The 22,864-nt window shown below is 47.7% G+C and carries 16 protein-coding genes; 6 read left to right on the top strand and 10 right to left on the bottom strand.

The features are described from left to right. The first annotated feature begins 27 nt into the window (after positions 1-27). From glpK to VM802_RS32025, 5 genes are all read left to right on the top strand, one after another. Entirely contained in the window at positions 28-1,521 is a 1,494-nt protein-coding gene (gene glpK / locus VM802_RS32045; protein WP_325538630.1) for a glycerol kinase GlpK, read from the top strand. A 43-nt stretch (positions 1,522-1,564) separates the two neighbouring features. Beyond that, positions 1,565-2,293 carry an MIP/aquaporin family protein gene (locus VM802_RS32040; RefSeq protein WP_325538628.1) on the top strand — a complete coding sequence of 243 codons (729 nt, stop codon included), beginning with the start codon at positions 1,565-1,567 and terminating at the stop codon, positions 2,291-2,293. A gap of 65 nt (positions 2,294-2,358) precedes the next feature. Beyond that, positions 2,359-3,291, top strand: a complete 933-nt coding sequence (locus VM802_RS32035) for a glycerophosphodiester phosphodiesterase family protein (RefSeq protein WP_325538626.1) — start codon at positions 2,359-2,361, stop codon at positions 3,289-3,291. Between the two features lie 217 nt (positions 3,292-3,508). Further along, positions 3,509-5,140, top strand: coding sequence for an alkaline phosphatase PafA (pafA, locus tag VM802_RS32030; RefSeq protein ID WP_325538624.1), 1,632 nt, complete (start codon positions 3,509-3,511; stop codon positions 5,138-5,140). Positions 5,141-5,282: 142 nt separating this feature from the next. Then, on the top strand, positions 5,283-5,912 hold the full coding sequence (locus VM802_RS32025; RefSeq protein ID WP_325538622.1) for a hypothetical protein: 630 nt from the start codon (positions 5,283-5,285) through the stop codon (positions 5,910-5,912). 48 nt (positions 5,913-5,960) lie between these two features. Here the strand turns inward: VM802_RS32025 and VM802_RS32020 are convergent, their stop codons facing one another. Next, positions 5,961-8,153: an ATP-binding response regulator gene (locus VM802_RS32020; protein WP_325538620.1), complete on the bottom strand. Its 2,193-nt coding sequence runs from the start codon at positions 8,151-8,153 to the stop codon at positions 5,961-5,963. Between the two features lie 282 nt (positions 8,154-8,435). On the opposite strand from VM802_RS32020, the gene VM802_RS32015 reads away from it, so the two are divergent. Continuing rightward, positions 8,436-9,095, top strand: a complete 660-nt coding sequence (locus VM802_RS32015; protein WP_325538618.1) for an ImmA/IrrE family metallo-endopeptidase — start codon at positions 8,436-8,438, stop codon at positions 9,093-9,095. Positions 9,096-9,102: 7 nt separating this feature from the next. On the opposite strand, the gene VM802_RS32010 is transcribed toward VM802_RS32015, so the two are convergent. The 9 genes from VM802_RS32010 to VM802_RS31970 form a co-directional block, all read right to left on the bottom strand. Then, complete coding sequence (locus tag VM802_RS32010) at positions 9,103-10,875, bottom strand: family 43 glycosylhydrolase (RefSeq protein ID WP_325538616.1); 1,773 nt, start codon at positions 10,873-10,875, stop codon at positions 9,103-9,105. Between the two features lie 2 nt (positions 10,876-10,877). After that, positions 10,878-12,197 carry a glucoamylase family protein gene (locus tag VM802_RS32005; protein ID WP_325538614.1) on the bottom strand — a complete coding sequence of 440 codons (1,320 nt, stop codon included), beginning with the start codon at positions 12,195-12,197 and terminating at the stop codon, positions 10,878-10,880. 10 nt (positions 12,198-12,207) lie between these two features. Continuing rightward, a complete protein-coding gene (locus VM802_RS32000) occupies positions 12,208-13,845 on the bottom strand; it encodes a glucoamylase family protein (RefSeq protein WP_325538612.1) in 1,638 nt (545 codons plus the stop codon). Positions 13,846-13,903: 58 nt separating this feature from the next. Continuing rightward, positions 13,904-14,731, bottom strand: coding sequence for a LamG-like jellyroll fold domain-containing protein (locus tag VM802_RS31995; RefSeq protein WP_325538610.1), 828 nt, complete (start codon positions 14,729-14,731; stop codon positions 13,904-13,906). 18 nt (positions 14,732-14,749) lie between these two features. Next, positions 14,750-16,237, bottom strand: coding sequence for a RagB/SusD family nutrient uptake outer membrane protein (locus VM802_RS31990; RefSeq protein ID WP_325538608.1), 1,488 nt, complete (start codon positions 16,235-16,237; stop codon positions 14,750-14,752). A gap of 11 nt (positions 16,238-16,248) precedes the next feature. Continuing rightward, positions 16,249-19,575, bottom strand: a complete 3,327-nt coding sequence (locus VM802_RS31985) for a TonB-dependent receptor (protein WP_325538606.1) — start codon at positions 19,573-19,575, stop codon at positions 16,249-16,251. 161 nt (positions 19,576-19,736) lie between these two features. Beyond that, a complete protein-coding gene (locus tag VM802_RS31980; RefSeq protein WP_325538604.1) occupies positions 19,737-20,837 on the bottom strand; it encodes a FecR family protein in 1,101 nt (366 codons plus the stop codon). 211 nt (positions 20,838-21,048) lie between these two features. Further along, on the bottom strand, positions 21,049-21,618 hold the full coding sequence (locus tag VM802_RS31975) for an RNA polymerase sigma-70 factor (protein ID WP_325538602.1): 570 nt from the start codon (positions 21,616-21,618) through the stop codon (positions 21,049-21,051). Between the two features lie 201 nt (positions 21,619-21,819). Further along, the gene (locus VM802_RS31970) at positions 21,820-22,830 is read right to left on the bottom strand and encodes a zinc-dependent alcohol dehydrogenase family protein (protein WP_325538600.1); all 1,011 of its coding nucleotides are present in this window, start codon (positions 22,828-22,830) and stop codon (positions 21,820-21,822) included. Between the last annotated feature and the right edge of the window lie 34 nt (positions 22,831-22,864).

Below are 22,864 nucleotides of genomic sequence, written 5' to 3'. Positions count from 1 at the left end.
CAAAATATCCACGCAGAAAAAGACCACATGATGAAATACATTATGGCGCTGGACCAGGGAACGACCAGCTCAAGAGCGATTATCTTCGACAAAAGCGGCACAGTAGTAGCCGTTGCCCAGAAAGAATTCACCCAGATATTTCCACAACCGGGATGGGTAGAACATGATCCGGCCGAAATATGGAGCAGCCAGATAGGCGTAGCTACCGAAGCAATGGCCAAAGTATCGTTGGAAGGCGGAAACATAGCCGCTATCGGTATTACCAACCAGCGTGAAACCACCATTGTGTGGGATCGTGAAACCGGTAAACCTGTATACAACGCCATTGTATGGCAGGATCGCCGCACCGCCGCCTATTGCGACAGCCTCAAGGCAGCAGGCCATGCCCAGATGATCCGGGAAAAGACAGGTCTTGTTACAGATGCCTATTTCTCTGGCACCAAAGTGAAATGGATACTCGACAACGTACCCGGCGCCCGCGAACGTGCATCGGAGGGCAAGCTGGCATTCGGTACGGTAGATACCTGGCTCGTATGGAACCTTACCTACGGCGCTGTACATGCTACAGATATTACCAACGCTTCCCGCACCATGCTGTTCAATATACACACACAGGAATGGGATACAGAACTGTTGCAGTTACTGGACATCCCTTTGTCCATGCTCCCCGTGGTAAATGAATCCAGTGCGGTTTGTGGCAAAACAGCACCCGGCGTATTTTCTGTGCAGATCCCGATAGCTGGGATAGCCGGCGATCAGCATGCTGCACTGTTCGGACAGATGTGCACCGCGCCCGGAATGGTAAAGAATACCTATGGCACAGGATGTTTTATGTTGATGAACATCGGCAGTAAACCAATCATCTCCAGAAACAACCTGCTGACCACCGTTGCCTGGAAAGTAAATGGACAGGTGCAATACGCCCTGGAAGGCAGTATCTTCATTGCAGGGGCTATCGTACAGTGGCTGCGCGACGGACTGGGCATCATCCGCTCTTCTTCAGAGGTTGAACCACTCGCAGCCAGCGTAGCGCAGAATGATGGTGTATATTTGGTACCTGCCTTCGCCGGACTAGGTGCTCCACATTGGGATCAGCATGCCCGTGGCACATTGGTAGGCATGACCCGTGGCACCCACGCAGCACATATCGCCAGGGCTGCACTGGAAAGCATTGCATACCAAACCATGGACGTACTGAAGGCAATGGAAGCCGACGCAGACATCAGCATCGCGGAGTTGCGTGTGGATGGCGGCGCTACTGGCAACAATCTGCTCATGCAGTTCCAGGCTGATATTCTACAAGTGAAGGTGGTAAGACCCGCCATCACCGAAACCACAGCTCTCGGAGCCGCTTACCTGGCAGGCCTTGCAACCGGATATTGGAAAGACCTGGAAGAAATCAGCAGCCAATGGAAAATGGAAAAAGAATTCATACCACAGCCTGATGGCGAACAACGCACAACATGGATCAACGGATGGAACAGGGCTGTAAAAGCAGCTAAGGCGTGGGCGCAACAATAATACTCATTCCCGTTATTGAAAAATAAAACACAACTCAATCCTTATGTCTCCGTATTTAGCAGAATTCATCGGCACAGCCTTGCTCCTTTTACTGGGCAATGGCGTTGTTGCCAATGTTGTACTTCAGAAAACCAAAGGCAATAACAGTGGCTGGATCGTAATCACTACCGGCTGGGCACTGGCGGTATTTATAGGCGTTGTAGTGGCTGGCCCCTACAGCGGCGCTCACCTGAATCCTGCTGTAACGCTGGCAATGGCCATTGCAGGAAAATTTCCCTGGAGTGACGTACCAGCTTTCATTGCCGCACAGATGCTGGGCGCTATGACCGGCATGTTCCTTGTCTGGTACAACTATAAAGATCACCTGGATGCCACTGCTGACAGTGGTTTACAACGTGCCGTATTCTGCACGGATCCCGCGATCTACAATCCTGTCCGCAATTTTGTCTGTGAAGTTACCGGCACATTTGTACTGCTGTTCACCATCTTTTACTTTACCGGTGCAGAAACAGGTCCGGAGAAAACACCCGCTGGACTTGGCTCACTCGGCGCTGTACCAGTAGCTTTCCTGGTATGGGCTATCGGATTGTCGCTCGGTGGCACCACTGGCTATGCCATCAATCCGGCCAGAGATCTGGGCCCACGCATCATGCATGCACTGCTGCCCATGAAGGGAAAGCAGGACAGCGGCTGGGGATATGCCTGGATACCAGTGGCTGCACCACTTGCAGGCGCAGCAATTGCCGCCGCCGCTTACCTGGCACTCAAATAAGCAGGCCATACAACGGATAGGACTATACGAAGAATGCACTGGCCCACACCTGTAAAAACATCAAGATGAAAAATAATACTGCCTTAGGGCTCATGGCCTGTGCCATCGCCGCAGCATGCAGCATAACTGCATGCAAGACCAGCCGCTCTGTAGCCAGCGGCAACAATGACCTGCCAACCTTCTTTAAAGTAGGGCACCGCGGTACCCGCGGCCTGATGCCGGAAAACACAATTCCCGCTATGTACAAAGGACTGGAGACAGGCGCCAATACCATTGAATTTGATGTCCATATTACAAAAGACGGACAGGTAGTAGTTTATCATGACGCCTCCTTTACTCCTTCCTACACCACAATGCCGGACGGAAAGGATATACCTGCCACTGACCGCGTGAAATACACCTTTTACCAGATGAACTATACTGACATCCGTCCGTTCATCATCGGAGAAAAGGCTTATCCAGCATTTCCGGAACAGCAAAGGCTCCGCTCCTATGCGCCATTGCTCTCTGAAATGATTGACGCGGTGGAAGCCTATACGGAAAAGCACAATATGCCAGCTCCCTATTATCTGCTGGAAATAAAATCTTCCGAAAAAACAGATGGGAAAGAACAACCGGCGCCAGAAGAATATATCAGTAAACTGATGGCAGTAAAACAGTTGAAACCACTGGGCAAACGCCTGTTGATACAATCATTTGACATGCGGCCACTCCAGGTTCTTCACAAAAAGTATCCTGATATTGCACTTGGTTTTCTGACAGGCGATAAAAAGGCTTCCTTCGACGAACACTTACAACAACTGGGCTTTACACCACTCTTCTACAACCCGCATTATGAAATGGTAACACCGGAGCTGATACAGCAATGTCATACGAAAAAAATGCGTATCGTACCCTGGACCATCAATGAAACAGCTGATATGAAACGTATCAGATCATTGGGCGTAGATGGTATCATCACCGATTATCCCAACAGGCTACAGGATGCAGGCATGTAATCATGATGCCGTCATTCCCTGAGAGGGAGAATCAGCATCTTGTATCGGAACAAAATCCGTTTTACTGATGTTGTACGTTTTGAATGGATTCCATACATTTATTTGACCGTTGATACATTAAACAACGCATATTTTTTTCAAAGTGATGAATCTTAGCGGTTCCGGTCATCCTGGCCGGAACCGTTTTATTTAACAGGATGTTGAAATTTTTTGCATTATGATGAGAATAGGAAACACAAAGGCGCTTGTTATGTTGGCTGCCCTTGCTTTATTGCAGGGTATTTCAGCCAAGGGCCAGTCGAATGAGAAGCCCAAACTGATAGTAGGAATTGTAGTAGACCAGATGCGTTGGGACTACCTGTACCGTTATGCCGACCGTTATGAGTCCGGTGGTTTTAAACGATTGCTGGGAGAGGGTTTTTCATGTGAAAATACTTACATCAGCCATCTTCCCTCTTTTACGGCTGTAGGCCACAGTACCGTATATACCGGCTCCGTGCCTGCCATTCACGGTATCACCGGTAATGACTGGACAGACCAGGAAACCGGCCGTAAATGGTATTGTACAGAAGATACCATTGTGCAATCTGTAGGCAGCACTTCCTCCGCCGGAAGGATGTCGCCACGCAATCTGCTGGCTTCCACGATTACGGATGAACTGCGAATGGCTACCAACTTCCGGTCCAAAGTAGCAGGCGTATCCCTGAAAGACCGTGCTTCCATTCTGCCTGCCGGCCACACACCTAATGGCGCTTTCTGGCTGGACGACAGCAACGGTAGCTTCATCACCAGCACTTATTACATGAAGGAACTGCCTGAATGGGTATCCCGTTTCAACGCCCGCAAAATACCGGCCAGCCTGATGTCCCAGCCCTGGGAGACATTGTATCCCATCAACACTTATGTACAAAGCACAACCGATAACGTAAGCTGGGAAGGTACTTTCACGGGAGAGAAAGCACCGGTGTTTCCACATAACATGAAAGAAATCTACAAAAAGGATCCAGGCAGTCTCCGTTCCACTCCTTCCGGTAACACACTCACACTCGAGTTTGCCATGGCAGCTGTAGAAGGCTATGATATGGGCACAGGCTCAGCTACAGATTTTCTGACCATCAACTGTGCATCCACAGATTATGTAGGTCATAAATACGGTCCCAATTCCATTGAAGTGGAAGACACATACTTGCGCCTCGACAAAGACCTCGCCGGTTTCTTCTCCTTCCTGGATAAGCGCGTAGGCAAAGGCAACTACCTGGTATTCCTCACCGCTGACCACGGCGCTGCGCATTCCGTAGGTTTTATGCAAGACCATAACATACCCGCGGGATTTGTGAAAGATAAACAACTCATGACCGACCTGGATGCTTTGCTCTCTGCACGTTTTGGTGTTAAAGGCCTCGTGCGTAACGGCATGAACTACCACGTCAATTACGATGTTGCCAAAATTGAATCGAACAAACTGGATTATGATGCCATCAAAAAAGAAACAGTGAGATTCCTACAGAAGCAGCCAGGCATCCAGTTTGCGGCCGACATTGACAATATCGGCAACAGCCCCCTGCCTGAGCCTATCAAAAGTATGGTCCGCAACGGTTACAATCCCAAACGTACAGGCTCCGTGATCATCATCCCCGAACCAGGCTGGTACGAAGGCTTTGAGAAAGGTACCACTCACGGCAACTGGAATCCTTACGACATTCATATCCCACTTGTGTTCATGGGCTGGCATGTGCCTCATGGCGCATCCAACGAAACCACACATATGACAGACATTGCAGCGACCTTGGCTGCGATACTACATATCCAGATGCCTAATGGATGTGTAGGAAAACCCGTGAAGATGTAATGTTTCGATGTGCGAAGATGATGAAGAAAATGAAAGATTGAAGTAAATTTGTGTACTCATAATAATGAGCGAAGATTAAAGTACAGATGGCCTTTAGTCTTCGCTCATCACCATCATCAAACAAATCACATAAATCACAGTCATGACAGTGCTCAACAGACTCTCAACCACTCTTCAGCGCAAAGATGAACACCCCAATATCGAGCTGGCCAGGCATATTGCCGCAACAGGCGATGCAGTGGCAATAAGGGAGCTGATAGATAATCTGCATCACAAGATCAAGGGAATCCGATACGACTGTATCAAGGTATTATATGAAACCGGCGCCATAGAGCCTTCCTTGATATCGCCATACCTTAAAAATTTCGCAACACTGCTGAAAGACAAAGACAACAGGATGCAGTGGGGCGCGATGACGGCACTTCATGCCATTGCAAGAGAAAGCCCCAAAGCAGTGCACGCGCTTTTACCTGAGCTGGCTGAAGCAGCGGGAAAAGGCTCCGTTATTACGCGCGATAATTATGTAGGCATTCTGATTTCATTATATAATGTTAACGCATATACGGATAATGCCTTCGCCCTGCTGAACGAACAACTGCAAATCTCCCCCTCCAATCAGCTGCCGATGTATGCAGAAAAACTTCAACCGGTTATTGCTGACAGACATAAGGCAACACTCGCCAAAACACTGAACACCCGCCTGGGCGACATTGAACAGGAAAGCAAGAAAAAGCGGGTGGAAAAGGTACTGAAGAAAATCCAGGTAAAATAAAAAGCCGCCTGGCTTCTCCCAGACGGCCTTGTTGTGTTTATTTATCTGTTATGCTTCTTCCTTCTGATCTTCTTCCACAAGTGGGAAGTTCTTCATGATTGTATTGTAAATATCCTTCTCCCTGAAAGGCTTCATCAACCAATCATTGAAACCAACCTTCTTAAATTTCTCCACATCCTCCTCAGAGATATTGGCTGTGAGTGCCAGGATCACCACACCCGCTTTAGACGGATCCTTATCCTTTCTGATCCTTTCTGCTACTTCTGCCCCGCTCATTTTAGGCATATGATGATCCAACAGCACGAGGTCGTATTGATGTTTTTCAAACAACTCTATCGCTACGGCGCCGTCTGTAGCCATATCGAAGCGGCATTTCCACCGGGTGAGCATCATCTTGAGTAACAACAGATTCATTTCCTGGTCTTCAGCCACCAGCACATAACGGCCCTCCATAAACGAAGCAGGGTCCTGTGCCTGTAAGTCGCGCTGCTTCACGACCATAGTAAGCGGCGCCGTCACAATTTCATAAGGAATGTGACAAACAAACTGTGTGCCCTTGCCCAACTCGCTGGTGAAGGTAATATCACCGCCATGCAGCTGTACCAGCCGCTTGGTGATGGCCAGTCCCAGACCCGTGCCTTTAATAACGGAACGTGAGTTGGATGCCTGATAAAAACGCTCAAATAAACGGGATTGCGCTTCCAGGCTAATGCCCTCGCCGGTATCGGTTACGGTACAGCTGAACAATGCCCTGGACTCAGATTGTTTTTCCAGTTTAGCCGTTACCGTTACGCTGCCTTTCTCTGTATATTTGATGGCGTTGCTGATCAGGTTGAGCAGAATCTGCTTGAGCCGGAAAACGTCGCCACTCACCTGCCATTGCTGACTTCCCTCAAAATGAACATTCATCTGAAGATTTTTCTGTACTGCCTGCACACGCATAGTATTCACCACGTCATTGAATGCGCTGTATAATACAAATGGTTGCCGCTGTATGGAGATATAATCCTTTTCCAGTTTGGAAAAATCGAGTACATCATTCACCACCTGCATCAGCATATCTGCGGCTACTTCCACGGAACGCAGCAGATCACGTTGTTCCTTATCGAGTTGCGTGAACGACAGCTGCTCTGTAAAGCCAACGATTGAATTAAGTGGTGTACGTATCTCGTGGCTCATATTCGTAAGGAAGTCGGTGCGCACGCGCGCCTGCTCCACAGCGGCGCTTCTGCCGGCATCCAGCTTCCGGCGGTCTTCCCGTATAATCAGGGTTTCCACGACTACCAATAGCAGGCAAAGCAGCAGCGCCATCAACCCTACAGCAGCAATGCTTCTCATGCGCGCAACACTCTTGTTGACAATGGTATGTGCACTCTCCCGCTGGGTGAGCGTTATCGCCGACAACTGCGCTTTCAGGGTAACTATCACTTCCTTCATATCCTCCAGCATGGCAATATTGGTAAGCGCCAGATCCTGTTCCGCATTGTTGATCTTCATGCGGTTGGTCAGTTGTTGCTTTATTATTCTCTTATAGTAAGAGTTGATATCTGTAACAATATCCTGCAACCGTTGCTTATCATAGGTTTCCTTATCTATCACCTTACCGGTCTTTGTTTTCACCATAATGGCCACAGAAGTCTTAACGGTATCCTGTTTACCCTTATTGGAAAAGGCATTGCCAAGGCGTTTGAAAAAACCACTCTTCTTTACAGTCGCAGGTGGCTGCGAGGTGTTGACAGTATCCATCGTCACATTATCCTTCTTTACCTGTTTTACATTATAGGAAGGAATGCTACTCAAGAGCTGCGCAATCCGGTCGTCACGGATCGTACCATTAAGCATGGAATCGGTCGTCTGTTTCAACTGGCCGATTTGTTCAGATACCTCTTCTTTCTTTTTTATAAGAGCAGCCACTTCGCGGGTGTTGTGCGCCAGGCTGAGCGGGCCGCTGATGGTATCCACCATCGACAACACATCGCCGAGTTCGGTCGAAAATTTCTGCAGGTATTTGCGCTGATAGGTTACGGTAAACAAACGGAAATTGCTTTCCGCATCATTGAGTGCAATCAGGGCCGAATCCATAAGGAAAAGTCCTGGATTATCCTGCGAAAGCGTGTCCGCAGCCATCAGCAAGCGTTGTCCGCTTTTACGGTGCACATTAAAACCATTCAGTACTACATAAGCCAACAACGCCAGGATGATTACCAGGCTGGTAATGAACAGGAGGAATGATCGACGCATAATTCAATGGTTAAATTGGAACACAATTCAGGTACACATCACACTATAATTCTACGGCTATTACTACGGAAACCAGGGGATTTTGGTACTTCAAGGGTCTTAAATTGACAACCTAATTTAGATAATAAAATTTCTGTATATAATGGTTACATTCTGATAGGAAAAGTAAAGAAAACTATTGAAATAAAAAAAAGAGTATCAAATACACTTTTTGTTTTGTTTTTAAACTGCGGACAGCCAACAGCTGAAAAATATTTTTAGTAATTTTATGGAAATGGATATATGAGAATATCTGGTATTGAATACCTCAGCAAGGAAGATATTGAAGCACGCTCCAGAACCTTATTATCGCAGTTTAATCCCAAATGCTTCCAGGCGCTGCAGAACATTCCTATGAGAAAACTCTGTGACTACCTGACAGGAGCATTCGGCCTCTCGTTCAATTTAAAAGCCGCCTTGGGTTATACAGCAGACAGGAGCAAGATCCTGGGCACTTATTGCCCGGTAAATAAACGTGTCTCAATAGATATGTCAATAGCCTGGCATGAAGACAGGCTGAACTTTACATTGGCCCATGAGATCGGGCACTGGGCCCTGCATTCAAAGGTCAAAATCCTTAATTGTAGCAGCAATAACTTCACAGATACGGAGTATGGCCTGACAGCTGATCGTAAGAAGATCAACACAGACGCCGACCGTATGGAGTGGCAGGCCAATCATTTTGCCGCCTGTCTCCTGATGCCTGCTGGTGTGGTAAAAGAGGTACTGCTGAAAGTATTGCAGAAAACCTCCAGCCTGGCAAAAGACGGCAGGATCTATCTCGATGAACTGCAATACAGCGTCAGTGATTTTAAAAATATTATTAAGTCGCTGAGCGACTTCTTCAGCGTATCCCCTCAGGCAATGGAATACCGGCTGAATGAGCTGGACCTGATTATATAGCCTGCTGTTAATCGACCCTGATCACCGTACTGCGTTTTGAAACACCATTTTCACTGACAGCCTCAATACAGAAGTAATACGGCATTTCCTTATCCATCCCCTTGAAATAATAGTCATTGGCCCCATGTACCATGATACAGTTGTATAGCTTATCCGGTGCAATACCTGTATAGATATTGTACGCATAGGCGTTGTCTGCCGGCGACCATTTAATCCAGGCGCTGCGTTTATCTTTCTCCGTACGGAGCACCAGGAGCTGTTTCACGGTATCCGGCGCATACCCGTTACCTTTACCAAACACGCGTAAGCCACTGATGGCGAACTTACCGGTAGGTATATGTATATTCTCCAGTTTGACGTACCTCGCTTGTACCGGTTGCTTCAGCTCAACATAATCATGCGGCACGTCTTTTTTGTTATTGCTTTTATCAACCAGTATTTCCCAGCGTTTACCGTCTTTTGAAGCGTAGAGTTTATATTGATGAAAGATATGCTGCTGTTTTCCCAGGAATCCGGCATCCTGGTCTGCATAGTTGATCTGTACAGCATTAATGCTACTGATGTCGCCAAGGTCTGTCTGCATCCACTCCCCCTTATTGCCGCTGGCGGCACTCCAGTATGTTTTTATATTTTCATCAACCGCATTATTGGCAGGATAACCATTGAGCGAAGAAGAAACGGTGACAGGCTTGTTGTAATTGAGCAGCATCCATCCGGTGAAGGTTCCGGCAGCATCTTCAAATGAAGATGTAGCAGCATTTGCGGCATTACCTCTGGTAAGATAATGCGGGTAATCCCCGAATGCCGTATTGCAATACATCACACCATCTTTGTCAAAGCCCGCAGGCCAGAAACCAATACGGCGCTCAAAGCTGTTCTTCACAGAAATTACCATCGTAGATACGTGCCACCAGTAGCCACTATTATCCTGGAATGTGCTGCCATGACCCGCTCCGCGCGCATACCCTCCGGGCTTATACGAAACGGGATTATGAGCCTGCGGGGTGAATGGTCCCAGCGGATAATCGCTCACCACTACGCCGTCTGCATAACCGCTGAACTCCGTTCCCGGGGCACCGTACTGCAGGTAATATTTGCCGTTGTGTTTCGTCATCCAGGCGCCTTCGATAAAAGGGTCCAGGAAAGTATTGTCCATGTTCTCCCCGAATCGCTGCCACCCGTAACGGTAGTCTTCCAGCATATACATCTCCTTACGTGCACCAACAGGCTTAAATGTCTTAGTGTCTATTTCCACACCGTACAGCGGATAGCGGTTACTGCTGCCATTGTACATATACAGCCTTCCGTCATCGTCCAGGAAAAAATCAGGGTCCCAGCCTCCTATTTCAAAAGAGTCTACAGCTTCTTTCCACTCATTGCCTTTGGGATTGGTACTCATCCAGATAGGGAAATTCTTCGAATAGGTAGAACCGAATACCAGTAAGGTATCGCCCATCGCCCACACGGCAGGCGCGCACAGGTCATCATATACATGATGCCACGGCTTCAGGAAGCGCCGGGAAACAAACTGCCAGTTGCTCATATCGTGGCTCCACCAGTACCCCCACTGATTGGTAGAAAAGAGATAGTAGTCTCCCTTGTAATTAACAATCACAGGATCTGCCGTGGCCCGGTGTTTTCCCCATTCGGTAAAATTCGGAATGGGGCAATAGCCATAATCAATATTAACTGGATTGCAGTAAGTTGTCTGTGCGTGTAGCCATTCCTGTGAGCATATCAGCATGCTGATCATTAACAGAATACCTGCTGTCTTCTTCATAATCATTTCAATTGCGGACTTTCAAACCCAAGCTTTGTAAGGCCATTCTTTACTTCAGGACAACTCATGAACAATTTCCAGAGCAAGCCACTGCGATAGTTCTCAATCATCACGACGATAGGCCCCTGGTCTATTGCCAGGTAAGATTTGGCATACCAGTTTTTTGTCTCATTAAATCCGTCTACAAAACCATATTCACCCCATATCTTATCTCCCATCTTATAATAAAAATGTTTTAGTGCCTGCATAGCGTATTCAGGTGTATACGGGAAAGCCGACAATGCAGCAGTAGGCGTGATAGTACCCCAGTCATTATCCGGCGATTGCGCATTGTAACCATCATAAGTATCGCCGGCAGTAAGTCCCCAGCAGTCTGCACTGTAGCCTTTAAATCCTTTTGGATTACGGATGCAGTGCTCGCGGTTAATCAGTGTATGATTCCGGTTCTGTTCCCAGTAATCAGCATAATGATCTTTTAACCCGCGGGGATCGAGACCCAGAAAAGAGTAATGTGTGAAGAACAGCGGTCCGCCGTAATCGAAGCCCAGTGGCAGTTTGATACCATAGAACTCCCGGCCGTTTTTAAAGTTGAGGCTGTTCGCCCAGCCTTTATGGTATACATCCGGATTGATACTGTAAGTAGGAGAAGAAGCCGCCATCACGTAAGTGATAAGGCATTCGTTCCAGCCCTTTATCTCATGATTCATGCTCCAGCCGTTGTCAGGGCTCCAGTGCCAGTATAGTACGTTGCGGCCATCGCGGGTATACCAGTTCCATTCTGCTTCACGCCAGGTCCATTCTATTTTTTCACGTAGCTCCTGCTCTTTGGGGGTATTCAGGTTGAAGTACTGACGCGCGGAAAGCAGCCCCTGGAAAAGAAACGAAGACTCCACTATATCACCGCCGTCATCCTTCCGGCTGAAGGGAATAGTTCTGCCGGTGTTGCCATTCAGCCAGTGTGGGAATATACCATGATAGCTGTCTGCCTTGCGAAGGAAGTTGATCATCTTCAACAGCCTGTCCACAGCTGCTTCGCGGGTAATCCATTTACGATCGGTTGCCACGATGACCGCCATTACGCCAAAGCCGGAACCACCGGTTGTCACTACTTCATCACCGTAGTCAAACGACTTATTACTACGCTCCCGCGCAAGACCAGATACCGGATGACCAAAATCCCAGAAGTAACGGAACGTCTGTTTTTGTACAAGGTCCAGCAACTGTTCATCAGACAAAGCTTTGCGGTTACGCTGTGCTGTTACCTGCAATGCACCACCAAGCAACACGATCATCCATATATATTTCAGCAAAGAAAGTTTCATCTTATCCTATTTAAATGTACGGGCTCACAAATCCCAGGTTATGCAGCCCTGATTTGATCTCTGGGCTGCTCATCAGCAGGTTCCACAACAGGCCGCTGCGGTAGTTTTCAATCATAATGATAATAGGCCCCTGGTCAATAGCGATGTGAGAGTCAGCAAACCAGACATCTTTCAGAGAGAAAGCATCTGTAAAGCCATAGTCTTTCCATATCCTGTCACCTAGTTTATAGTAAAAGAACTTCAATGCACTCATAGATGCATCGGGGGTATAAGGAAACGAAGCCAGTGCCGCAGTAGGTGCAATCACACCTATATCATTGGTAGGTGAGCTGGCCGCGTAGCCATTGGGAATATCGCTGGCCGTAAGTCCCCAACAGTTGGGGCCATAACCATAAAAACCTGAAGGGTTGGCCACACAGTGAGCATAGTTGATCTTCGCGTGGTTCACTACCTGTGTCTTATAATCCGCATACTGATCCGTGAGGCCGTTGGGATTGACGCCAAGGAATGAATAATGTGAGAAGAACAGTGGTCCGCCAAAGGCAGGCCCCAGTGGAAGTTTCAGGCCGAAATAGTCGTTATTGTTCTTCATAGCGCCATTGCGTGCCCATCCGCTGGTATACACAGCAGCAGGAACAGTATAAGGGCCATTGGCTGCGGCCAGGATGTAGGTAATGAGACATTCGCTCCAGCCTTTGATGGGCATGTTCATGTCCCAATTATAGTTGGGGCTCCAATGCCAGTACAAAACATTCTCATTGTTCTTACGAAACCAGTTCCATTCAACGGCACTACAGATAGCATTGATATTATCACGTATGGCCGTTTCTGTTACATCAGTACCTTTAAAGTACTGACGGGCTGCCAGCAGCCCCTGTACGAGATAGGCAGTTTCCACGAGATCAGCGCCGTTGTCTTTCTCGCCGAAGGGAATAGCCTTGCCGGTGGTGCCGTTGAGCCAGTGAGGGAAAGCGCCATGAAAGCGTTCGGCATTGCGCAGGAAGTTGGTAATCTTCTGCATTCTTGCTTGTCCTTCCGTCCTGGTGATGAAGCCACGCTCCACACCTACTATGATGGCCATGATACCAAAGCCGGAACCACCGGAGGTAACGGTCTCGCCACTGGTATTTCTTTCCAGAGCGAGGCCGCTCACCGGATGCGCCAGGTCCCAGAAATACCGGAATGTCCGTTTCTGTACCAGCGTTAATAATTCCTCATCAGAGACCTGCGGGAATTTGTCCTTTGCATCAATCTCCGTAGTAAGCGCCAATGACACCGGCGCCTGCAATACCTTACTGCTGGACGATTTCAGACTACCGCCCACAGTTACCTGGTAAGCGGTGAGATAGGATAATGCAGCAGCAGGACGGATAATAATGGCGCTATCGCCATTTTCATATGTAACAGTCACCGGGACAGCCGTACCTGATTTTGTTGAAAAAGTGGTGGCAGTAGCTACCGTATTGCGATCCACTTTATCAGAGAATGACATTTTTAAGGAAGGCGTTGTATTCACTCCATAATGAGTGAAGCCTTTCAACGATCCGTTTACCGTAAGGTCGGTAAAACTAAAGGTGGAAGGCGGAGGTGGCGGAGGCGATACCTGATCGCCTCCGCCGTTACTGCAACTCCAGCCTGTCATCATCATAAGCAAAAAACCAATTATTCTATCCTTGTGCATATTATAAACTGATAAACTGATCAACTTATTTATTACGTCCTTCCAAGGTTATCAATGCGCCCAGTTCCTTATCCGTGAGCGCCCTGTTATACACCCTTACTTCGTCCAGTGTGCCTTTCAGGAAGCTGGCCCAGGACTGCGCATCTGCAGCAGAAGTAAGGCTGGGCGTGGTCTGGAATTGCACGGTACCGAACACCACTTTATTGAAATCCTTCCAGGCCAGCTTGCCGTAATCCTTGATCACCTTGGTTTCCAGACTTGAGCCGTTCACATATATTTTAAACGTATCCGCACCATTATAGGATAACGCAATGTTGGTGTTCTTTCCCCATACATTGGTCACCTTATAATTGCCCAGCCATGCATCTTTGCCGTTGCTGAACACATGTGCTTTTAATATTGCTGTATCAGCATTACTGCCGTTTTCAAAGAAAATATCCAGGTTACCCCAAAAGCTGTTAGCATTGTTGAAGCCCACGAGACCAACAATTCCGTTGGTGTTTTGCGGGCTGTTAACCCACATGGTGACAGTGAAACTTTGCAATGACTGTAATGTACTGCCGGGTGTAAAAAGTGCATAGGCTTTGTCTGCCCCCTGTAATGCTTGTCCTTTAATGCCGGCAGAGAAGGTAGTGCCTTTGCTTTCACTGGCAGTTTTGGAAACACTATCGATCAGTGAGCCGTTGAAAGCCCAATAGGCAATGAGATTGCCGGATGCAATCTCCCCGGAACTGGTATAGCCGCCGATGTTCAGCGGGGGCGCATAAGTAGCCGGGTCAAACTTTTTGTAACAGGATGACAGCATCAGTCCTACCGCGGCGAGTATAATATATAGTTGCGAGTTCTTTTTCATGATGTTCTTTTTTGAAGATTAATAGCCTGGATTCTGCGTCAGCTTTCCACCGCTGATGTCTATCTCCGTCTGCGGCACAGGCCACAACTCATTTCTGCCAGCCTGGAATCCTTTAGGGCCAAACACTTCAGCGCCTCTGCCCTGACGGATCACATCAAAGAAGCGGTCGTTTTCCATAGCCAATTCCACTCTTCTCTCCTGCCAGATAGCTTTACGAAGGGTCGCCTGATCTGTCGCCGTAACATCCGGAAGGATATTGGGGTTGCTACCACGTGCGCGCTTTCTCACTGCGTTAAGAGACTGCAACGCCTGTGAGGAATTCCCCAGCTCATTGGCGGCTTCTGCGTTCATAAGTAATACATCCGCATAGCGCAACACCCGAAAATTCTGGTCTGCACCTTCGTTATAACCAGCCACAAAGAGCCCAAAAGGAACATATGATTTGTAATTATACATCGGGTTATCACCTATTGCCGGGATAGCATCACCTTCAGCTGTAGTGGTACCGCGGAAAATGATAGTTCCCTCCTTGCGGGGATCACCCGGCTCGTAGGCATTCACCAGATCCGGAGTAGGCACGTTGAAACCCCAGCCGCCACCTACAATACCTCTCACACCCTGTATCTGTGAGTACTGGGAATTAGAAGCATCTGCATTGCCTGGTATCCGCTGACACTGTATTTCAAACACTGATTCAGATGAATTTTCGTTGGGGATGCGGAACAGCTTTTCATAATTCGGGAACAGCGAGTATCCCATCGCCATAACCTGATTACTGAAGTTGAGCACGTCGCTCCATTTTTTCTGATACATGGCTACCTTGGCGTGAAGAGCCAGGACAGCGCCTTTGGTAGCGCGGCCTATATCAGTAGGGCCATAGCTTGGAGGCAGTACACCGGCAGCGTCGTTGAGATCTTTTTCAATAGCCGCCCATACTTCCGCTTTGGCTGTACGCGCCAGGTTATATTCAGATGCGTCTTTAGGTACTTTCAATCTCAATGGCACATCACCATATGCGCGTACCAGCCTGAAGTATGCGTAAGCCCTGATGAATTTAGCTTCCGCGAGATAACGCGCTTTCAGATTCTCATCCATACTGATGCCCGGCACATTATCCAGTACCTGGTTACAGAAGTTGATTTCCTGGTACTGTCCTTTCCAGAAGTCCTGTATCTGTCCTTCCGTAGCGGTTACGCTGAAATCGTCATACTTATTAAAGAAGCTGGCATCAGCCGGGGTACTTCCTTTTTCCGCATCATCGGAACCGATACTTTCTATTGCAATGGTCGCAAAACCTACCTGGCGCCATTCGTGCAGGTTGGCATACATGGCATTCACAGCCTTGGTAGCATCAGACTGGTTTTTCCAGAACTGCTCGCCGGGTTGCTGGCCCTGCGGTGGTACATCCAGGAAACTCTTACCGCAACCGGCTGCAGTTGTCAGTAATCCGGCCGCTATAACGTAACCGGCTATACGTTGTATATATGATTTGTTATATCTTCTCATGATCTTAGTCTTTAGAATGTGACATTTACACCGAAATTATAAGTGGCAAACAACGGGTATACGTTGTTATCAATTCCGATACTAAGTTGATCGGGACCGCCGATTTCAGGCGTAAAACCGCGGTAGCGGAAGAAGTTGAATGCATTCTGTGCATTCAGGTATACGCGCAGCTTCTGCATTCTCCATCTGTCTGTCAGGCTTTTGGGCAGATTATATCCCAGCTGGATATTCCTGATTCTGAAATAGCTGCCTTTTTCTACAAAGAAGGAATTGGGAAGATAGTTATCACGTCCACCTATATACGCAGATGGGTAAGTATTGGAAGTCCCTTCGCCATGCCAGCGTTTATCATAAAAACCCTTGGTAAAGTTTTCATTACCAAAACGCAGGCCCAGGTTAGCATTGTATACATCCACACCTGCTACGCCCTGGAAGTCGATACTGAGGTCGAAGTTCTTATAGGTCATGTAGGTATTGATACCATAGCTATACTTGGGATTGGGATTGCCCAGCGGAACACGGTCAAAGTAATCTATTTTTCCATCTGGTGTACCTTTGGCGCCACTTACATCACGATACTTGAAGTCACCTGCTTTAGCGGTAGGTTGAGCTGATGCAGCAGCTTCTGCATCTGTCTGGAAGACGCCGTCTACAATATATCCAAAGAATTGACCAACGGGTTGCCCTACAATAGTGCGTGTTCCAAGCGCTCCGCCAGTAGAGGCGCTACCTCCGCCGTAGATGGGTGTGTTGCCGGAGATCACAGATATTACTTTGTTATCGTTGATGCCGATATTACCACCGATGGAGTAGGTGAAATCTTCACCCACATTATCTTTCCAGCTGGCGGATATTTCCCATCCGCGGTTCCTGATATTGGCCTGGTTACCCTGTATAGTACCGGAATTGGTTCCAACAGAAGCAGGAATGGGAATCAGGAAAATGGCAGACTGAGTAGTTCTGTTATACCAACCCACTTCTAAGAATAATCTGTTTTTAAATATGCTGGTTTCCAAACCTACATCAGATCCTTCACCTCTTTCCCAGTTCAGGAAAGGAGGAACAACAGAATTGATACTGGCTCCGGTATAAACACTTCCGCCAAAGATGGCCGTCATGAAAGGATCTTGCGCTACTCTCAACACAGCGATTGAATTAGGCACAGATGCATTCCCTATCCTGCCCCAGCTGCCGCGGAGTTTCAGGTTATCGAAGAAATTAAGGTTCTTGATGAATTTTTCTTCACTCAATACCCAACCCACGCCAACAGATGGAAAGTACCCCCAGAGATCGCCGCCCCGGAATTTTGATGAACCGTCAGCACGAAGGGATGCCGTCAACAGGTAACGATCTTTGTATGAATAGTTAATCCTTCCGAAATAAGAAGCAATGGTATAGAGATCTCCCTCATCTTTTATCTCTCTTCCATCTGTAGAGCCAAGTCTCAGGTACATATCGCCGGAGCTGTTGTTAGGTACATTAGGTGCGGAAGCAATCAGCTTATAATACTGATATTGCTGTGCACCCTGACCCAGCAATACTTTTAGGCTATGGTCCTTAAATCTGTTTTCATAAGTCAGTGTATTTTCCACAATCCAGTTACGTCTTTCTACAGAAGTGCGCATCAGGCGGCTGATCTGGTTCTGCTGAAAGAAAGTAGCTTTATAGGCAGGTGTATAATTCCGGATGGTACTATCCCCATATTCTCCACCAACGCTGGTATGGAATACAAAGTGCTTGGCAAACCGCAAGTCAGCATATACGCTACCCGTGATCATCTGCCTTTTGGTATATTGATTATAGAAATCAAGTGTAGCCTGCGGGTTCTTACTCGCGCCGGTTCCCAGGCTAAAATCATTGGGATCTCCATAGCTGCCGTCTGCATACCGTACGGGAACTACAGGGCTGGAGCTGTACAGATCACGGAACGTTCCATCAGGAATATCATTCGCTTTGTAAGCCGTTGCTGTAACAGTATAACCAATCTTCAACGGTTCAAATACCTGGAACTCATTCTGTAAACGGGCAGTATAACGCGTGAAGTCGTTTCCTTTTACAAGACCATCCTGTTTCAGGTAGCCAAGCGAGAAATTATAGGTTGATTTTTCAGAGCCACCGCTCACAGATATCTGATGATTCGTGATCATGGCATTCCTCAATATCTGGTGATACCAGTCGGTGCCTTTGCCGAAGTTGTCCGGATTGAGCAGCGGCGACTTCTTATCCTGCGCGGCGATCTCATTAACCATAATAGCGTATTCATGGGCATTCGCCATCTTCACTTCGTTGGTCACTTTCTGATAACCCACATAGCCGTTGTAGTTAACTACGGCTTTACCAGCTTTACCTTTTCTGGTGGTGATCAGCACCACGCCATTTGCAGCGCGGATACCATAAATCGCTTCACTGGATGCATCTTTCAGGATGCTCATGTTCTCAATATCTGACGGGTTCAGGAAGCTGATGTCCTCATACCATACGCCATCCACCACATACAACGGATTACTGCTGCCATACACCGTTCCGGTACCCCTGATCTTGATCTGGGGCGCCGCACCAGGCTTACCGTTATTGATAATCTGTACACCCGCCACTTTACCTTGCAGGCTGCTCACGGCATTACCAGCCGGTTGCTTGGAGATTTCATCTCCTTTCACCTGCGAGATAGCACCGGTTACATCCACTTTACGCTGTACGCCGTAACCCACTACCACCACTTGTTCTACCTGGCTGATCGCTTCATTCAGCTTAATATTAACCACAGACTGACTGTTGACCGCCACCTCCTGGCTGGTAAAGCCGATGAAGGTAACCACGAGTGTTGCATTCTCAGGCACAGTAAGTGTATAGGAACCATCTGCACCGGTAACCGTACCACGGCCGGTGCCTTTTACGCTGATGGTGGCGCCGGGAACGGGTGTACCGTCTTTTGCACTGGTGACTTTACCTGTAATCTTAATATCCTGCATGCCGGGTACATCCGCCATGATCACAACGAGATTATTTTCGATCACTTTATACTTAAGACCGGTGCCTGCAAGCACAGTGCCCATCAGTTCACTGATGCCGGAATTGGCTACATCAACGTTGATCTTATTATGAATGCTTTTAAGTGCATTGTTATAGAGAAAGCGGTAGCTCCCCTGCTTTTCAATGCTGCTCAGTACTTTGGATATCTCCGCCTCCTTCATTTTGAGGGTGATGGTCCCCTGGCCATTCACGCTGGCCGATACCTGTAGTGCGCCTGCGAGCAGCAATAACGCGACAATTCTCGTAATTAAAAGAGCTTTTTTCAGGGCATGGGTGGTTCGCTCCCTAAATGTTAGCGATTTTTTCATACTTTTAAATCTTGAGGTAATAAAATGGAAACTTGTGCTGCTTCTCAATACCGGCAAAGTTTCTGTTATGCTTCTGCGGGAAATGTTGACGCATTTCCCGTTTTTATCCGGTCAGCATTCACGAACTATTATACCTGCTTTTTTTCATAACGTATTAAATATTACTGGTTGATGATTATCTCTTTTCCGTGGATTGTATAATTAAATGCTGCAATCATTTTTAGTGCTTCCAGGGCCTGCTGCACATTCTCCTGCTCAAAGATGCCCGTGAAACGCAGATCCTCCTTCTGCTTATCTTTGAAGGTAACCGTCACTCCATACCAGCGTTCCATCTGTTTGGCCAGTGATACAAAAGATTCATCGCGGAACACAAGTTTGTTTTCCATCCACAATGTTTCCACAACGGCATTGTCTTTTCCTTCGTAATAAGTAAGGTGCTGTACAGTGATCACCGGTTCTTCCTGCACGGTTCCGCTGGTATGTATCTTCTTCAGGGTTTCCTCACTCCGCACGATGATCTTTTCACTGGGTTTCAGGATGATCTTTTCCGCAGGCCTGTCTTTCGGAGAGGCTTCAATACTGCCCTGAATCAGCGCTGCTTCTGTGATCTTATCTTCCGGGTATGACCGTACATTAAACCGTGTACCCAATACCCGTATATCCATCTCAGCTGTATGAATAATAAAGGGCCGGCGGGCATTCTTTGTTACGTCAAAGAAGGCTTCTCCGGTAAGTGTGATCTCCCTGGATTCATTGCCGAAATCTTTATCATAAGTGATCCTGCTGCCTGCATTCAGCCACACTTTGGTGCCATCGGGCAACACCAGCGTGGTTCTGGAGCCATTACGGGTGAGTACTTCGCTTACAGGTGCAGTATTTACCGCCTGCCTGCCGGAAGGTACCAGCCACCACGTAGCGCCTGCTATAAGCCCCACTGCAACAGCGGCAACCAGGTATCGTATGTAATTTTTGCTTTTCCTGGTGCCTTCCAGGAGTAATGTCGGTTCGTCTGCATCCTCACTACGTAAACCAACAGGAATGCCCAATTGTTGCATCCGGGCAATATGACGGTCATGCGCCTTTTCAGCTGCGCTGCGGTCTGAATCTGTAAGAGGTTGTTTCCAGAGATCAGATATGGTTTCTATGGGCAGGTGAAGTTCCGGGTGAGCACGCAATAAACCGTCGAGCTCCTGCAGTTCTTCTGCAGATGCTTCGCCGGCAAGCTTTCTCCCCATCAATTCCCAGATACGTTTGGTAGACATAACGTGTTATATAGGCTCTGAACTAATAGGATCCTTTTTTCTGAGAAATCTACCAAAGAGAAGAAAGAAATATTTTGGGGATGTAGGAATTTTGAGATGTAGGAATTTGAAATGCAGCGAAGATCATGGTTACAATTTCAACAATTATTCTATAACATCATCTTCGCTGCATTTCAAATTCCTACATCTCAAAATTCCTAAATTCCCGAATTCACCTGCTTTTTTTCAGGCTGAAATTCAATGCCCTGGATATTTTGCTAAGGGCTATGGCGAGCTGGTTATCAATCGTTTTTACCGATACATTCAATATTTCGGCGATCTCCTTATAGCGAAGCCCGTCCTCCCTGATCAGTCTGAAGATGATCTTACAACGGGGTGGCAGCTCGTTGATAGCAGTTTGTACCCTGTTCATCAGCTCAGCGGTAACTAACTGCTGTTCCGGATTATGATAAGGGCTTTCCAGCTCCACAGATAATTCATCAATTGTGATGGAGACCTGTCTCTGTTGTTTCAGGAGATATTTGAGTGAAGTATTTTTAGTGCTGACATACAAATAGACCTTGAGGTTGACGATCTCCTCCAACTGCCGGCGACGTTCCCAGATATGGAGAAACACGTCAGACACCACCTCTTCTGCCACCTCATGCGACTTGACAAATGAATTGGCGAATTGCAGCAACGGCTTATAAAAGATAATGAACAGCTCTTTATAGGCTGCTTCATCATCATATACCGCGATACGGCGCTGTAACTCTTTCATTTCAGTCGCGTGGAACGTCATTTCTGGCTGCTTATCGGCTCAAGATAAGGCAAAAAAATAAAACAGCCGCATGAATGCCTGCCGGTTTAACCACCAGTTACCTGGTGAGCTGCTCCCGCATAGGAAGGGCCTGCTCACCAGCAGGACATATCCATATCAAGTCCGCATCAAGTCCACCTATACTCCGGTATTCCCGGAAGGTGTCCGTTGCAATAGCAGGCGTTAATGTACGATTACCACTTTCCCAAAATATCTGCCGGCAGCCAGATAATGTAACGCCTCTTTTGCTTCGTTGAAATGAAAGACCTTGTCAATTACCGGTTTCAACCCGTTCACCTGAATCGCTCTGTTCATGGCAATGTGATGTGCGCGGCTACCCAGCGCAATACGTCTGAGATTACCTACCGTACCGTTGAAGGCGTTCAAATCAATGGTACTGCTTCCTCCTGCCAACCATCCTATCATACTGATCTCTCCCCCAACACTCAATGATTGCATGGAACGCTCCATCGTACCAGGACCTCCCACTTCAATAATATGATCTGCCCCGTGTCCACCAGTCAGCTGCTTTACAGCCAGATGCCAATCCGGTGTGGTGTTGTAGTTAATCACTTCATCGGCTCCCAGCGCCCGCAGCTTCTCTGCCTTTTCATCAGAAGAGGTGGTAGCGATCACCCGCGCGCCAGAAAGCTTAGCCAGTTGCATGGCAAAGAGCGACACGCCGCCGGAGCCAAGCGCCAGAACATTTTCTCCTGGTAATACAGGACGGGCGCCATTCAGTGCGTTCCAGGCCGTTACGCCTGCACAAGGCAAAGTAGCCGCTTCTTCCCAGCTAAGATGTTGTGGGATATGCAGCAACCAGTGTTCCGGCATCAATACGTACTCAGCCAGCATACCATCCAGCGAGCCGCCCAACTGCTGTGAATATTCCCATAAGAAAGGTCCGTCTACCCATTCCGGGAAAACGATACCCGTAACACGGTCACCGGTTTTAAAGCGGGTTACTCCGTTGCCAACGGCCACAACTTCTCCCGCACCGTCTGCAACCGGCACTACATCCGGCTTCACTGGCAATGGATATTTTCCGTCTTCAATGATCATCAGTTCGCGGTAATTGAGTGAAGTGGCTTTAACTTTCACCAGTACTTCATTAAAGCCTGGTTCTTTTATATCATGTTCTTTTATTGTAAGTGCATTGATTCCTGCGCCGGCATTAATGTGATAGCTCTTCATAGTTTTCTTTTTTAACTGCGTTTTATTTACGACA

This window comes from Chitinophaga sp., assembly GCF_035538455.1.
Classification (GTDB): Bacteria; Bacteroidota; Bacteroidia; order Chitinophagales; family Chitinophagaceae; genus Chitinophaga.
The sequence above is the reverse complement of the archived record's forward strand: the minus strand, read 5'-3'. Positions and strand labels throughout refer to the sequence as shown.